The organism is Micromonospora sp. WMMD1128 (genome assembly GCF_027497235.1).
Taxonomy (GTDB): Bacteria; Actinomycetota; Actinomycetes; order Mycobacteriales; family Micromonosporaceae; genus Micromonospora.
In genome coordinates this window covers 3603318-3618112 of sequence record NZ_CP114902.1, presented here as the reverse complement: position 1 = coordinate 3618112, position 14795 = coordinate 3603318, and the positions used below count along the sequence as shown (strand labels likewise).

Below are 14795 nucleotides of genomic sequence, written 5' to 3'. Positions count from 1 at the left end.
ATCGGACGGTCCCGCCGTCAGCGGGCGGCGCGCAGCCGGGCCGCGCGGACCAGGAGGCGCAGGGGCAGCGTGGGGCGCCCGCGCATGCGCTGGATGGACAGGGCCGTCCACGCCATGCTCTCCAGCGTGTGCTTCGGCGCGCCGTGCACGTCGTCGTGGGTGAGCACCCGGAAGTCGCGGACGTTGTCCCGCAGCATCAGCAGGTCGTCGCGCGGGATGATTTCGTCGCGGGTGCTGGCGACGGCGGCGACCGGGATGCGGAGCGCGGCCAGTTGATCCGCGCTGATGGCCCAGTCGCCCAGCCGGTCGAGGGTGGTGCCGGTGAGGTGGCTCAGGGTGTCGGTGGTGACCCGGGGCAGCCGGGCCTGCCACGCCGGGTCGGTGAAGAACGCCCGGATCGGCGCGCCCGCGGTGACGATGCCCCGCAACCGCGGCTCCCGCAGGGCGCAACGCAGCGCGAGATGGCCGCTGAAGCTGAGCGTGATCGCGTACGTCTGCCGCACGTCGGCGCGGTCGCCCACCGCGTCCAGGAGGCTGGACAGGAAGAGGTGGGCGTCGGCGTCGTAGGGCACGGTGTTGCCGCCGATGCCCGGGATGTCGGCGACCACGGCGGCCAGGCCGAGCCGGCGGAAGACGCCCAGGCGAGGCGCCCACTGCTCCTTGACGGTCAGGTGGCCACCCATGATCACGACGAGCGGGCGCGGCCGGGTCGGGGACAGGCCGGACTGCCAGCACCGCACCGGGTGGCCCCGGTGGGTGAAGTCGAGCGGGTGCAGGTCGCGCCCGGCCCGCCACCGTTCGAAGGTGGCCGTCGCCCGCTCCGCCGCACGTCTCCGGCCGGGCCGGTCGGGATACGGGAAACGGGCCATGATGTGGTGGCGGCTCGCCGGCAGCCACTCGCCGCGCCGTTCGAGGTCCGCCGCCGCGGTCGACCACTGCGCGACCCACGAGCCCGGGCCGTCGCCGTCGTCCTCGATGGCGGCGAGCTTCTCGGCGAGCCGGTCGATGCCCTGCCCGCGCGCGTGGGCGACGATGTACCGCTTGAGTTCGTCCAGGTCATTCATGGTCGGCTGGAAACTCCTCCAGGGACTGCTTGAGGTCGGCCAGGATGTCGGCCGCCTCGGCGCCGTCGATGGCCCGGTGGTCGAAGGTCAGGGACAGCCGCATGACGGGCGCGACGACGATCTCGCCGTGGCGTACCACCGGGCGGTCGACGCTGCGGCCCAGGCCGATGGTCAGGGTGGCGCCGCCGACCGAGTAGAAGCCGTCGACCGGACGGTGCCCCAGCGAGGTCACCGCGAACGTGCCCATGCGACCGGGGCGTTGCCGCAGCGGCCGGACGGCCAGCCGGTAGAGCAGGGCGCCGAGCGGCATCGGGACCCGGTGCAGCCGGCGGACGGCCGCGAACTCCGGCATCGTGTCGGGGTCGCCGTCGCGGAACCGTTCGACCTGCCGCTGGATGTCGGCGAGGCTGGCCCGCTCGAGGCCCGGCAGCACGGCCGAGAGCACGACCCGGTGGCCCGACATCGTCTTGTCGAGGGTGAACTTGCCGCCGACGGTGTGGTAGCGGGCCATCCGCCGGCCGCGGAGCGCGACGTTGGCGTCGGGGTGCGCGGCGAGCACCCGGGCCGCGGACCACAACACGTACGTGACGATGGAGTGTTTCGTCGTGCGTCGGTGGGCCAGCACGGCGCTCATGTCGATCTCGGTGTCCAGGAACACCGGTGCGATCTCGCGGATCTGGTCGAGGAAGTAGAGGGTGTGCCGGCGCGGCCGGGGCAGGCCGCTCATTGGTGCCCCGCCGGGACCGCCAGCTCGTCGAGCAGGTGCGCGGCCAGCTCGGCCGGGGTCGGGCTGTCGTAGATGAGCGACGGGCTCAACGCCACCCCGGCCTCGTGGATCCGGGCGGTGAGTTCCATCGCCGTGATCGACGACAGTCCCATGTCGAGCAGGTTGTCGTCCGGGCCGATCGTGTCCGCCTCGTCGAGGCCGAGCGCGCCGGCGACCTGCGCCCGGATGTAGTCGATCAGCAGTCCGAGGCGTTCCTCCGGGGCGGTGGCCGCGAGCCGGTCGGCGAGCGGAACCTCGTCGGCCCGGTCGGTGGGCGCGGCGTCGCCGGCCGGGACGGCGTCGGTGAGCACGACCGTGGCGGGTGCCGACGCGGCCCAGCTCAGGCTGCCGGCGACGGCCCGGTCCGGGAGCGGGCGGGGCCCCGGCTGCACCGCGAGCCCCCGTTCACCGGCGGCCACCCGGTCGAGGGCGGTCAGCTCGCAGTACCTGGTGGTGCCGGCGTCGTCCGGCGGGGCGAACAGGACGAACGCCGACAGCCCGAGCCCGCGGGTCAGCTCGTCGAGGTGACCGACCGCCGCGGCGCCGCCGGGTGCCGCGAGGTGCACCACGGCGTCGACCGGCTCGTCGGCCAGCAGGTCGGCCACCGCCGCCCGGTCGGCGAGGTCGCAGGCCACGACGGTCACCTTGGCTCCGAGCGCGGTCAGCTCGGCGCGGTCGTCGGTGTGCCCGGCGTTGACCAGGATCAGCTTCGGCGCGCCGTTGGCGGCGAGCCACCGGGCCGCGTGTCCGCCGAGCGCGGTGTCCGCCCCGGTCAGCAACACGGTCCCGGTCGGCGTCCAGCCGCCCCGAGCGGGGGAGGGGGCGGCGACGAGCCGCCGGACCGACAACCCGGTGTGCCGCAACGCCACAGTCGGTTCGTCGACGGCGCCGGCGAGGACCGCGACGAGCTGCCGCCGCACCACGTCGTCGAGTTCGGCCGGCAGGTCGAGGAGGCGGTAACCGTGCTCCCGGGCCACGCCCCAGGCGGTGGCGGCCTCGGCACGCGAGCCCCGGGCCAGCACCCACCGACCGCCAGGCCCGGAGATGTCGAACGGCTCGGCGGGTCCGGCCGGGGTGACTGTCACCTCGGCTCCCGCGTTGCGTAGGACGTCGGCGAGCACCTCGTCGCGGACGATCCAGCCACCTGCCAACCCGCCCGCGACAGATGGCGCCGGCACCGGGCTCCACGCGTGGGTGTGCCGCCCGGCGATCCGCCGGCGCAGGTCGCCGAGCGCCGGGAGCAGCGCCCGCAGGCCCGTGCGTTCGTCCTCGCTGAGGGACAGCAACGCCTCGAGGCGGGCGGTGTCCGCGCGTTCGACGGCCGGCCAGAAGTCGTCGTGCGCCGCCCCGGCGCCCGACGGCCCGGCGGCGTCGAGCCAGAAGGGCCGGCGCTGGAACGGATAGAACGGAAGCTCCACGGCGGCGGCCGGCTTCGGGCCGAGGACCGTCGCCCAGTCCACGGCGTGCCCGTCGGTGTGCGCCAGCGCGGCCGCGGCGAGCGCGGTGTGCGGCTCCGGCCGGTCGGCGTGCAGCAGCGGCCCGGCGGCGGCGCTCCGGCCGAGCGCCTCGCGGACGAAGCCGAGCAGCACCGGGCCGGGGCCGAGTTCGAGGTACGCGGTGGCGCCGAGCTGGTCCAGCGTGGACAACGCCGCGCCGAACCGGACCGGTTCCCGGATCTGCCGGACCCAGTGGCCGGGATCGTGCAGCTGCTCGGCGGTGGCGACGTCGCCGGTGAGCCCGGTGACGACCGGAACCGCCGGCGCGGCGAACGTGAGGTCGGCGACGGCCGCGTGGAACTCGTCCAGGACCGGGTCCATGTGGTGCGAGTGGAACGCGTGGCTGACCGTGAGCCGCTTGGTACGCCGCCCGCGCCGGGCGAACCTCTCCGCCAGCGCGGCGACCCGGTCGGCGTCGCCGGAGACGACGGTACGCATCGGGGCGTTGACCGCCGCGATCGAGACGCCGTCGATGAGCTCGGCGAGCACCTCGTCCTCGGTCGCCTCGACGGCCGTCATGACGCCGCCCGCCGGCGCGGCCTGCATCAACCGGGCCCGGGCGGCGACGAGGCGGGCCGCGTCGGCGAGGGTCAGCACCCCGGCGGCGTGCGCGGCGGCGATCTCACCGACCGAGTGACCGGCCACCGCGTCGGGCCGGACACCCCACGACTCGAGCAGCCGGAACAGCGCCGTCTCCAGCGCGAACAGCGCGGTCTGGGTGTAGAGCGTCTCGTCGAGCCGGGCCGCGTCGGCGAACATCACGGCCCGCAGCGGGCGGTCGAGGTACGGGTCCAGGTGGTCCGCCGCCTCGTCCAGAGCGGCCCGGAAGACGGGATACGAGTCGTAGAGGCCCCGCCCGGCGCCGGCCCGCTGGGCGCCCTGCCCGGTGAAGAGGAAGACCAGCTTGCCGCCCGTACCGGCCACGCCGCGTACCACGTCGCGCGACTCGGTGCCGACGGCGAGCGCGGCCAGCCCGCGGGCGAGCCGGTCCCGGTCGTCGGCGATCACCGCGGCCCGGTGCGGGAAGTGGGTCCGGGTCGTGGCCAGCGCGTGCGCGACCGTCGCCGGGCCGGCGGCGGGCAGGCCGGCGCGCAGCCGGTCCGCCTGTGCTTCGAGGGCCGCGTCGGTGCGGCCGGACAGGAGCCACACGTACGGCCCGCCGGGCTCGTCGCCGGCCGGCGGTTCGGCGGGCGACGCCTGTTCGAGGATCACGTGGGCGTTGGTCCCGCTGATGCCGAACGACGAGACCGCGGCCCGGCGGACCCGGCCGGTGTCCGGCCACGGCCGCGACTCGGCGAGCAGGCGGACCGCTCCGCTGTCCCAGTCCACGTGCGGGCTGGGCGCGGTCGCGTGCAGCGAGCGCGGAAGCTCCCCGTACCGCATGGCCTGGATCATCTTGATGATCCCGGCCACCCCGGCGGCGGCCTGGGTGTGCCCGATGTTCGACTTGATCGAGCCCAGCCACAGCGGCCGGTCCCGGTCCTGGCGTTGCCCGTAGGTGGCCAGCAGAGCCTGGGCCTCGATCGGGTCACCGAGCACGGTGCCGGTGCCGTGGGCCTCCACCGCGTCGATGTCGTCGACGGTGAGCAGGGCGTTGGCCAGGGCCTGGCGGATCAGGCGTTCCTGCGACGGGCCGTTCGGCGCGGTGATGCCGTTGCTCGCGCCGTCCTGGTTGGTGGCCGACCCGCGGATGACGGCGAGCACCCGGTGGCCGTTGGCCTGGGCGTCGCTGAGCCGTTCCAGCAGCAGCAGGCCGCAGCCTTCGGACCAGCCGGTGCCGTCGGCGCCGGCGGCGAACGACTTGCACCGCCCGTCCGGGGCGACTCCCCGCTGCCGGCTGAACTCGATGAACACACCGGGCGTGTGCATCACGGTGACGCCGCCGGCGAGGGCCAGCTCGCACTCGCCGTTCCGCAACGCCTGCCCGGCGAGGTGAACGGCGACGAGCGACGACGAACAGGCGGTGTCGAGGGTGACCGCCGGTCCCTCCAGCCCGAACGTGTAGGCGAGCCGGCCGGAGGCGAGGCTGCTGGCGCTGCCGGTGCCGAGCAGGCCCTCCAGGTCGGGCGGAACGTCGTGCATGACCCGGACGCCGTAGTCGTCGTACATCACGCCGGTGTAGACGCCCACCGGCCGGCGGCGCAGGTCCGCCGGCACGATGCCCGCGTGCTCGAAGGTTTCCCAGGCGGTCTCCATCAGAAGCCGGTGCTGCGGGTCCATCGCCCGCGCCTCCCGCGGGCCGATGCCGAAGAACGCGGGGTCGAAATGGTGCGCGTCGTAGAGGAAACCACCCTCCCGGGTGTACGTCTTGCCGGTGTGCTCCGGATCCGGGTCGTAGAGGTCGGCGGTCGACCAGCCGCGTTCCTCCGGGAAGCCGGCGATCGCGTCGGACCCGTCGGCGACCAGTCGCCACAGGTCGTCCGGGGTCCGTACGCCACCGGGGTAGCGGCAGGCCATCCCGACGACCGCGATCGGCTCGCGGGCCGCGGCCTCCGTCCGGCGCAGCTGTTCCCGGGTTCGATGCAGGTCGGCGGTCACCCACTTGAGGTAGTCGACCAGCTTCTCCTCGTTGGTCATCGCAGCGTCCACGGCCCTTCTCTGTGGATCGGTGGCGTCACACGGCCGGTTCGGCGTCGAGTTCGCGGACCCGCGCGGCCAGCCCGGCCGGGGTGGGTGCGTCGAAGAGGTCGGCCAGCTTGAGCGGGACACCGATGTCGTCCTGGATCTGCTGGAGCAACTGCGCCCCGGCGAGGGAGTGGCCGCCGCTGGTGAAGAAGTTGGCGTCGGCGTCGACCTCGTCGTGGCCGAGGATGGCGCGCCAGTGCCCGACGAGCCGCGTCACCAGCGGGTCGGCGCCGTCGGGCGTCGGGTCGCCGAGGTCGGGGTGCGACGGTGCGGTGGACCGGTCCCGGTGGGCGTGGCCGGCGAGCTGCTCCAGCCGGGGATAGTCCACCTTCTCGTTGGCGTTGACCGGCAGCGCGTCGACGGGGTGGAACTCCTGCGGAATCGAGGCGTGCGGCAGTTCGGCCCGGGCGTGCTCCCACAGCGCCGCCGAGACCTCCGCGTCGCCGGTGGTCTCGACGAACGCGACCAGGCGGGCGTCGGCGCTGCGGTCGCCGACCGCGACGACCGCGACCGCCCGCACCTCCGGGTGGCTGAGCAGGGCCGCCTCGACCTCGCCCAGCTCGATGCGGTTGCCCCGCAGCTTGATCTGGCGGTCGGAGCGGCCGAACAGCTCGATGGTGCCGTCCGACCGCCAGCGCCCGACGTCGCCGGTGCGGTAGAAGCGGCCGTGCACCGGGTGCGTGCCGAACCGTTCCGCGTTGAGGTCGTCCCGCTCGTGGTAGCCGAGGGCGACGCCGTCCCCGGCGATCCAGACCTCGCCGCGGACACCGACCGGCAGTTGGCGGCCGTCCTCGGCGGCGACACCCAGGTAGGTGTTCCAGATCGGGCCACCGACGTCGAGCCGGTCACCCTCGATCCGGTCGACCCGCGCCCAGGTCGCCCACGTGGTGGTCTCGGTCGGCCCGTACGCGTGGTGCAGCTCGCAGCCGGTGTCCAGCAGCCGGCGGGCGATGTCCACCTGCACGATCTCCGCCCCGGTCACCACGCGCCGTCCGCTGAGCTGGTCGGCGACCTGGTCGAGCACGATCCGCCAGGTGGTCGGGGTGGCCTGGAGGATGTGCGGCTGGTGTTGTTCGATCGCCGCGCGCAGCGCCACGCCGTTGCTGCGGGCCTCGTCGGCGGCGACGGCGATCTGCCCGCCGCTGTAGAGCGGCACGTACATCTCCAGGTTGGCCATGTCGAAGGCGAACGTGGTGAGCCAGAGCGTGACGTCGGACCGGGTCGCGTCCAGGATGTCCACGTAGTGGGCGGCGGCGTTCGCGATGCTGCGGTGCCGGATCGAGACGCCCTTGGGCCGCCCGCTGGACCCGGAGGTGTAGATCAGGTAGGCGCGCTCGTCGGGGCCGGGCTCGTGCGGGACCGCGGGCAACGGACCGTCCGGCGGCACGTCCGTGCCGTGGGCGTCGTGCAGCGCCAGGACGGTGACCGGGCGGTCCGGCGCCGCCTCCACCGGATGGTCGGCGAGCACGACGCGGGCGCCGGAGTCGCGCAGCACGTGCTGCACCCGGTGGGCCGGGTGTTCCGGGTCGACGGGCAGATAGCCGGCCCCGCACAGCCAGACCCCGAGCGCGTTGGCGATCAGGGTGGCGTCCCGGGCGGCGGCGATGGCGACGAGGTCGCCGGGGCGGACGCCGGCCCCGTGCAGCCGCTGGGCCGCGCCGGCCGCGGCGAACCACAGCTGGCGGTAGCTGACCGGGCCGGTCTCGTCGCGGATCGCGACGGCGTCGGGGGTGGCGAGCGCGTGGTGGCGAACGGCGGCGACGACCGTGTCGAAGGGGATGTCGTGGGCGGTTTCGTTCGCCGCCTCGATGACCGCGTGGTCGGTGGCGGACCAGACGGCGAGCTCACCGGTCGGGGTGTCGACGGTGTCGCCCAACATGGTCAGCAGGGCCTCGTAGCGGTGCAGCAGCGCCACCACGTCGTCCCGGTCCAGCACGTCGGTGGCGAAGCGGGCGACCAGGTCGATGCCGTCGTCCGCCGAGGCGACGAAGAACTCCAGGTCGTACTTGCTGAAGCCGTTGTCGATGACGAGCGGGCGGGCGTCCAGGCCGCCGATGCGGAACCGGGCCTGCTGGAGGGGGAAGTAGTTGAACAGGTGCCGGGTGAGCCGCGGGCGCCTGTTGTCTGCGGTACGCGGCACCAGCCGGGCGATGTCCTCCTCCGGCACGACGGCGTTCATCAGCGCGCCGAAGTAGGTGTCCCGGACCCGGCGGACCAGGGTGCGGAAACTCTCCCGCCGGTCGATCCGGGCGCGGATCGGCAGCACGTTCGTGTGGTGGCCGACGGCGCCGGCGGCCACCTTGCCGCGCACGTTCACCGGCGTGCCGACGGCGAGGTCCGGCCCGGACCCGTGCGCGGCGAGCAGCAGTTGGAAGGCGGTGAGCAGGATGACCGCCTCGGGCGCGCGCACCTCCTTCGGCAGCCGCCGAACGATCTCCCGGGTCGACGCGCTGAGCCGGTGGGTGACCTGGTCGCCGCGCAGGCTCGGCTGGTCCGCGTCGGGCGCGCCGCACGCCAGGCCGAGCGCCGCCGGGTCGTATCCGGCCAGCTCGGTACGCCAGAACTCGACGCTCTCGGCCGCCGGCTCCGCCTCGGTGAACGACGGCACCTCGGCGCGCAGCTCGGCCGGCAACGGTTCCGGCGTGGCCAGCGCGTCGTAGGCCCGGATCAGGTCGGCGAGGATGATCGAGCCGGAGATGATGTCGTAGACGAGGTGGTGGAAGGCGAGGCAGACGACGTCGCCGTCGGCGTCCCGGCGCATCCCGGCCCGCACCAGCGGCCGGCCGTCGAAGGTGAACGGGCGGACGACGAAGACCTGCGGGTCACCGTCCGGCAGCCGCTCCAGCGGCACGTCGAAGTCGCCGGGGGCGACGACCTCCTTCTCCAGCGTCGAGCCGACCGAGTGGTAGACCGTGCGCAGCGTCTCGTAGCGGGCGAGGATCGCCCGCAGCGCGGCGGTCAGCCGGGCTTCGTCCAGCCGGCCCTCGACCTGGAACGCCAGGGTCAGGTTGTTCGGCGCGCTGTCCGGAACGAGGCGCTCCAACAGCCACAGGGCGGCTTCCTTCCGGCTGGCCGGGGTCCGTCCCGTCACCGCTGTCGCTGCGATATCCACCCTTGCCTCCCACCCCGGCCGGTGCCGCTGTCGGTCCGAACTGTAGGGACGCTCCCGGCACGCCGGGTACCCCTTGACCCGCGGACCGGGGGTGGTCGAGTAGGGGATCGATAGGGGTGCGCGAGGCCGGAGCGGCCCCTTGCGCTGACCTAGGCTCGGTCGGCATAGCACACCCGAATGCCCTGACTGGAGCGGAACATGGCGCGAGCTGATGGATGGCGGGTGCTTGCCGAGCCCGACCACGCCGAGCGGGTCATCCTGGCTGTCGACTTCGATGCCACCGGGCGGCCGGAGGCGAGGTTCTCCGATCTGGCGGAACGACTGACTGTCGACTGCGCGTTCTGGGAGACCCTTCCGCCCGGCCCCGACATTGAACGGACCGCGTCCGGGCCGGCGTACATCGAGCACTGGTGGACGGCGTTCCAGCGCCGGCCCCGGCCGGTGGCCGCGGTGATGGGGTTCTGCGGCGGCGCCGTCTACGCGGCGGCCCTGTCCGAGCGCGTCGCCGCCTGGCAGGGCAGCGAACCGCAGCTGCTGCTCTTCGACCCCGAGATCGCGGTGCCGCAGACGCTCGTGTGGCAGTTCCACAAGGTCGTCGGATACCTCGCCGGGGTGCTGCCGATGGAGGACATCCAGCGCGCCCAGGACGCCGCGCAGGACCTGCACGACCGCGAGTGCGGGATGGCGGAGATGTGCGAGACGCTGTGCCGGCTCACCCTGGAGATGGGTGACGTGGCGTTCGCGCAGGCCGGGCTCAGCAAACCGCTGCGCGACGAGCTGATGGGGACGTTCTGTTCGTTCCTGCGCTACCTCACCGCCGCCGCCGAGCTGGACCCGCTGCCCCGCTGGCGGACGGCGACCGCCTTCCAGTCGGTCACCGAGCTCAGCGGGCTGCACGCCGTGCGTACGTCCGGCATCGGCGGCGCCGGGCCACTCGTGGGCCGGGAGATCGCGGTCGACGACGAGCACGCGAAGCTCCTCGCCAACGACGAGGTGGCGGCCACGGTGTCCGGCCTGCTCGCCGGCGACGGGAGCGCGCGGTGAGCGCGGCGACGCGCACCGGCACCCCCTGGCTGCGGCGGTTCCACCCGCGCCAGGACAGCGAGGTCGAGCTCTTCTGCTTCCCGCACGCGGGCGGCTCGGCGAGCGCCTACTTCCAGCTCTCGCAGCAGGTGGCGCCGCGGGTGCAGGTCTCGGCCGTGCAGTACCCCGGCCGGCAGGACCGCCGCAACGAGCCGCGCATCGACAGCGTCGACGAGTTCGCCGACCGGATGTGCGCCGAACTGCTCGCCCAGCCGGCCCGCCCGTTCGCGATGTTCGGGCACAGCATGGGCGCGGTCATCGCGTACGAGACGGCACAGCGACTGGCCGCCGCCGGCCGGGTGCCGGTCTGGTTCTTCGCCTCCAGCCGTCGTGCCCCGTCCCGCCTGCGGCACACCGACGTGCACCGGCGGGACGACGCGGGCATCGTGGCCGAGCTGCGGTCCCTCGCCGACGGCGAGGTCGGCTGGCTCGCCGACGAGGAGCTGCTCGCGTCGTTCCTGCCGGCGATCCGCAGCGACTACCGGGCCATCGAGACCCATCCGTACCGTCCCGGCCCGCCGCTGCGCTGCCCGGTGACCGCGTTCATGGGCGACCGTGACCCCTACACGACGCCGGACGAGGCCCAGTCGTGGCGCGACCACTGCACCGGGCCGTTCGACCTGCACGTGTTCCCGGGCGGGCACTTCTACCTCGACAAGCACACGGCGCAGGTGGCCGCCCACGTCGGCCGGGTGCTGGGCACCGCGGCCGGGGTGGCGCCGCGCGGGGAGGCGTAGATGCGATACGAACTACTCGGATCGTTGCGGGTGATCGGCCCGGACGGTCCGCAGATGCTCACCGCCCGGAAGATCGAACTGCTGCTCGCCGTGTTGCTGGTCCGCGCCGACCACGTGGTCAGCACCAACCAGCTCATCGGCGAGGTGTGGGGGGAGCGGGCGCCGCACCGGGCGACCGCGGGCCTGCACGTCTACGTGTCGGAGCTGCGCAAGTTCCTGGCCCGGCAGCGGCCCGGCACCGAGACCATCGTCACCCGGTCACCGGGCTACCTGCTGCGGCAGGGCGACGACGAGTTCGACTTCCAGGACTTCCTCGCCCTGGTCGAGGCCGGCCGGGGCTACCACGCCGCCCACCGGTACGAGGAGGGGGCCGAGGTGCTCCAGCGCGCGCTCGCGCTGTGGCGGGGCCCCCTGCTCGGCGAGCCGAGCGACGGCGTCATCGTCGGAAGCTTCGCCGCCTGGCTGGCCGAGGTGCGGATGGAGTGCCTGGAGATCCTCGTCGACGCGCAGCTCGAACTGGGCCAGCACCGCCGGCTCATCGGCCGGCTGCGTCAGCTGGTCGCGGACAGCCCGCTGCACGAGGCGTTCCACCGCCAGCTCATGCTGGCGCTCTACCGGTCGGACCGCACCGCCGACGCGCTCCAGGCGTACCAGCAGGCGCGCGCGACGCTCAACCGGGAACTCGGCCTGGAGCCCTGCCGCGCGCTCCAGGAACTCCAGCACGCGATCCTGGTCGGCGACGAGCGGGTGCTCTCGGCGCGGGTGTAGACGCCCCGCACCGCCCGGTTCGGCTGGTCGTACGCCCTGCCTGCCCTCGCGTCCGGCCCATCGTGCACCGGCCCGCTAAAGCCGCGACAAAGCGACCGGGCCGCCGCCCGGTTGGCGGAACCGGCCGCCGCCCGGCTACGACGCGTCGTCGAGACCGCTCTCGTCCCGGCCCAGCATCTCCGCGGCCAGCGCGGAACGGCGCTTGACCTTGAGCTTGCGGTAGATGCGGGTGAGGTGCTGCTCGACGGTGCTGACCGTGATGTACAGGCGTCCGGAGATCTGTTTGTTGGTGTAGCCGTGCGCGGCGAGCATCGCCACCCGCCGTTCGGCGTCGGTGAGCTCATCGAGGCTACGCCCCGCCTGCGACCCCCGCGGCACCAGCACCGTGGGCTCGGCCGGGGCGGCCGGTTCGGCCGCCTTCTCGACCGGCGCGGCCTCGGCCCGGGCGGAGCCGCCGCGCAGCAGCTGCAGACCGATGGGTTCCGCGCCGCACTCCTCGGCCAGTTGCGCGGCCCGCCGGATCCGCAGCCGGCCGCGGGCGCCGTCGCCGGCGGCCCGCAACGCGTGCCCCTGGTCGGCGAGCGCGCACGCCAGCTCCAACCGGTCGCCCGCGCCCTCCAGCAGGTCGGCCGCCTCGGACAGCAGCGGCCCGCGCTGGTGGGCCGGAAGCGTGGCGGCCAGCAGCCGCATCGCGACGCCGCGGGTACGCGCGTGGTGCCGGGCCGGCTCGTCCGGCCGGCGGTCGTCGAGCCGGTCCAGCTGGGCGCGGACCAGTTCGGCCGCGGCTGCCCGCCCGCCCAGGTGCAGTTCGACGCGGGCGAGTTCGAGCCGCCACGGCACCAGGCCGTCGGTGTCCATGCCCCACCGGGTCATCAGGCTGCCGCACAGCCGCAGCTCGTTGGCGGCGGTGCGGGCCCGCCCGGTCGCCAGGTGGTGGCGGGCAGCCGCCTGCAGATACGGCAGGCCGAACGGGGTGCGGAACATCGCCTCCGGCACCGGCTGGGTCAGGTGTTTCTCCGCGTCGTCGAGCCGGCCCGCGGTCGTGGCGGCGTTGACGAGCGTGGCCAGGGGCACGCCGACGGCGACACCCCACCCGTGCGGCGACACGTCGGTGAGGGCCGCGCTCGCGTGGTGCGCGGCCCCGGTCAGCGAGCCCGTCCGCAGCAGTGCCTCGGCCCGCAGCGCGTGGAAGACCGCCGTCCAGGTCGGTCGGTGCGCGAACGCGTCGTCGGTGGCTAGCTCGTCGAGCCACGCGAGGCTGTTGGCCGGGCAGCCCGAGTAGGTGAGCGCGGCCACCGCCGGGGCGAGTACGGCCGGGTCGACCGACGTCGGGCCGTAGCGGCGCAGCAGCAGATCGGCGGCCTGTGCGGCGTCCGTCGCCCGTCCGGGCTCGAGTGCCGTGCCGAGCGCCGCGATCGCGTCGAGGCAGGGGTGGACGGCCGCCGACTCGGCCAGCCCGGGTTCGGCCGGCCGGTCCGGACCGTTCGGGTCGGGACGTATCAGCGCGAGGAGCATCTCCGCCGTGCGGATGCGTGCCGGTGGCGTGGTGTCCGGCCGACGAAGCCGCAACGCCTCCGTGGCGTCCTCGGCGCGGCCCTGCCAGAGCAGGTAGGGTACGGCGCTCGCGGCCTCCGCGGCCGGAGCGCCGCGGCGCAGGCGCAGCACGATCTCGTCGAGTTGCGGCGCCGCGGACCGCGGATTGAGCTGCCAGCGGGCGCGCAGCAGCATCATCCGCGCGGCGGCGCGCTGCCGTGGGTCGAGCGGCCCGCGCTGGGCCAGCTGGAGATAGACGTTCGCCCGGTCGGCCCGCCCTCGCGACAGCTCGTGCTCGGCCGCCTCGTGCAGGGAGGAGACCGCCCAGGTGGCGCCGGCCCATCCGGCCGAGACGAGTTGTCCGGCCACCGCGTCGGGGGAGGCGCTGTGCGCGAACAGCGCGGTGGCCGCCCGGCGGTGCAGGTCCCGTCGTTCCTCGTCCGGGACGGCCGCGAGGATCCGCTCGATGATCCGCCGATGACGCAGCCGGTCACCGTCGGCGAGGCCGGCGCTCTCCAGGATCCGCATGGCACGGGTCACCGCCTCGGGGACGACGTCGAGCATCTGCCCGATGGTCTCCGGCGGCGCCGGCCGGCCGAGGACGGCGGCGGCGTGGGCCACCGCGCGGGTCTGCGGCTCCTGCCGGTAGAGGCAGGAGAGCACCGCCTGGTCGAAGGTGTGGCCGGCGACGCCGGGCGTCCGGGCGTGCTCGGCCAGCCAGTCGTCGACGAACGCGCGGGCGAGCAGGGGACTGCCGCCGGTGGTCCGGTGCGCCTCGCCGGCGATCTCGTGCGCGGTGACCGGATCGGTGTGCTCGGCGATCAGCTCGGCCAGTCCCTTTTCCGACAACGGATGCAACGCTATCCGGGAGAGGTGGGGTGAACTGAGCAGTTCGGCGCGGAACTCGGGGTGCGCGGGCACCGCCCGCGGCGATTCGGCGAGCACCAGCATGATCGGGGCGCGACGAATGCGTCGTGCCAGGTGCGTGAGGCAGAACAGCGACATCGCGTCGACCTCGTGCAGCCCGTCGATCACGATGCAGAGCGGCGCGACGCCGGCCAGGGCGAACAGCCCGGCGAAGATCGCACCGAGCAGCGCGGTGACCGCGGGACCGTTCGCCGCGCGCGGGTCGAGCGGGTCGGCCCCGCCGGTGGGCAGGCGTGAGGTGACGGCGAGGATCATCCGGCGAACGCGGTCCGCGACCGCGTTCGGGACGGTGGCATGCTCGAAGAGTTGGGCGATCGAACCGAGCGGGGTGCCGCGCCCGGTGAACGAACCGTCGGTGCCCAGTGTGCGTCCGCCGGCCGAGTGGACCTCGTCCGCGAACGCGTCCAGCAGGGCGGTCTTGCCGCTGCCGGCCCCGCCGGTGACGAGCACCACCTGCCCTCGTCCGGCGCGCGTGTCACGCCACGCGCCGGACACCGTGCTCAGCTGTTCCTGTCGCTCCACAAGTGGCATCGAGCGAGCTTCCCTCCCCCCGAGGGCGCAGGCCGTCTTCTCTGCGCGGGCATGGTCGATCACGTCCGGGACATCGTTCGTTCGCGCGTGGCAACCTCCGGTGTGGACGCCGGGACACGATCTCCGTGCGGTCCGCGCGGACCGCGGGCTGAG

8 protein-coding genes are annotated in these 14795 nt (G+C 74.3%); 3 read left to right on the top strand and 5 right to left on the bottom strand.

Going from position 1 to position 14795, the window contains the following annotated elements; translation table 11 throughout:
* Positions 1–17: 17 nt before the first annotated feature.
* The 4 genes from O7602_RS16195 to O7602_RS16180 are packed head-to-tail and all read right to left on the bottom strand — an operon-like array spanning position 18 to position 9042.
* Entirely contained in the window at positions 18–1064 is a 1047-nt protein-coding gene (locus O7602_RS16195; protein ID WP_281583477.1) for an alpha/beta hydrolase, read from the bottom strand.
* On the bottom strand, positions 1057–1791 hold the full coding sequence (locus tag O7602_RS16190; RefSeq protein ID WP_281583476.1) for a 2-oxo acid dehydrogenase subunit E2: 735 nt from the start codon (positions 1789–1791) through the stop codon (positions 1057–1059). Before O7602_RS16190 ends, O7602_RS16195 begins: the two co-directional genes overlap by 8 nt.
* Entirely contained in the window at positions 1788–5903 is a 4116-nt protein-coding gene (locus tag O7602_RS16185; RefSeq protein ID WP_281583475.1) for a beta-ketoacyl synthase N-terminal-like domain-containing protein, read from the bottom strand. Before O7602_RS16185 ends, O7602_RS16190 begins: the two co-directional genes overlap by 4 nt.
* Positions 5904–5940: 37 nt before the next feature.
* Positions 5941–9042: an amino acid adenylation domain-containing protein gene (locus O7602_RS16180; protein WP_281583474.1), complete on the bottom strand. Its 3102-nt coding sequence runs from the start codon at positions 9040–9042 to the stop codon at positions 5941–5943.
* Between the two features lie 219 nt (positions 9043–9261).
* On the opposite strand from O7602_RS16180, the gene O7602_RS16175 reads away from it, so the two are divergent.
* Genes O7602_RS16175 through O7602_RS16165 form a run of 3 tightly spaced genes read left to right on the top strand, consistent with a single transcriptional unit; the run spans position 9262 to position 11651 of the window.
* Positions 9262–10107 carry a hypothetical protein gene (locus tag O7602_RS16175; RefSeq protein ID WP_281583473.1) on the top strand — a complete coding sequence of 282 codons (846 nt, stop codon included), beginning with the start codon at positions 9262–9264 and terminating at the stop codon, positions 10105–10107.
* Positions 10104–10883, top strand: a complete 780-nt coding sequence (locus O7602_RS16170; RefSeq protein ID WP_281583472.1) for an alpha/beta fold hydrolase — start codon at positions 10104–10106, stop codon at positions 10881–10883. Before O7602_RS16175 ends, O7602_RS16170 begins: the two co-directional genes overlap by 4 nt.
* On the top strand, positions 10884–11651 hold the full coding sequence (locus O7602_RS16165) for an AfsR/SARP family transcriptional regulator (RefSeq protein WP_281583471.1): 768 nt from the start codon (positions 10884–10886) through the stop codon (positions 11649–11651). It begins immediately after the preceding gene.
* 135 nt (positions 11652–11786) lie between these two features.
* Here O7602_RS16165 and O7602_RS16160 read toward each other — a convergent pair whose 3' ends face one another.
* A complete protein-coding gene (locus O7602_RS16160; RefSeq protein WP_281583470.1) occupies positions 11787–14642 on the bottom strand; it encodes a LuxR family transcriptional regulator in 2856 nt (951 codons plus the stop codon).
* Between the last annotated feature and the right edge of the window lie 153 nt (positions 14643–14795).

Coding starts and splice junctions, on each gene's coding strand:
- O7602_RS16195 (WP_281583477.1), bottom strand. CDS start 1,064: ATGAATGACCTGGACGAACTCAAGCGGTACATCGTCGCCCACGCGCGC.
- O7602_RS16190 (WP_281583476.1), bottom strand. CDS start 1,791: ATGAGCGGCCTGCCCCGGCCGCGCCGGCACACCCTCTACTTCCTCGAC.
- O7602_RS16185 (WP_281583475.1), bottom strand. CDS start 5,903: ATGACCAACGAGGAGAAGCTGGTCGACTACCTCAAGTGGGTGACCGCC.
- O7602_RS16175 (WP_281583473.1), top strand. CDS start 9,262: ATGGCGCGAGCTGATGGATGGCGGGTGCTTGCCGAGCCCGACCACGCC.
- O7602_RS16165 (WP_281583471.1), top strand. CDS start 10,884: ATGCGATACGAACTACTCGGATCGTTGCGGGTGATCGGCCCGGACGGT.
- O7602_RS16160 (WP_281583470.1), bottom strand. CDS start 14,642: ATGCCACTTGTGGAGCGACAGGAACAGCTGAGCACGGTGTCCGGCGCG.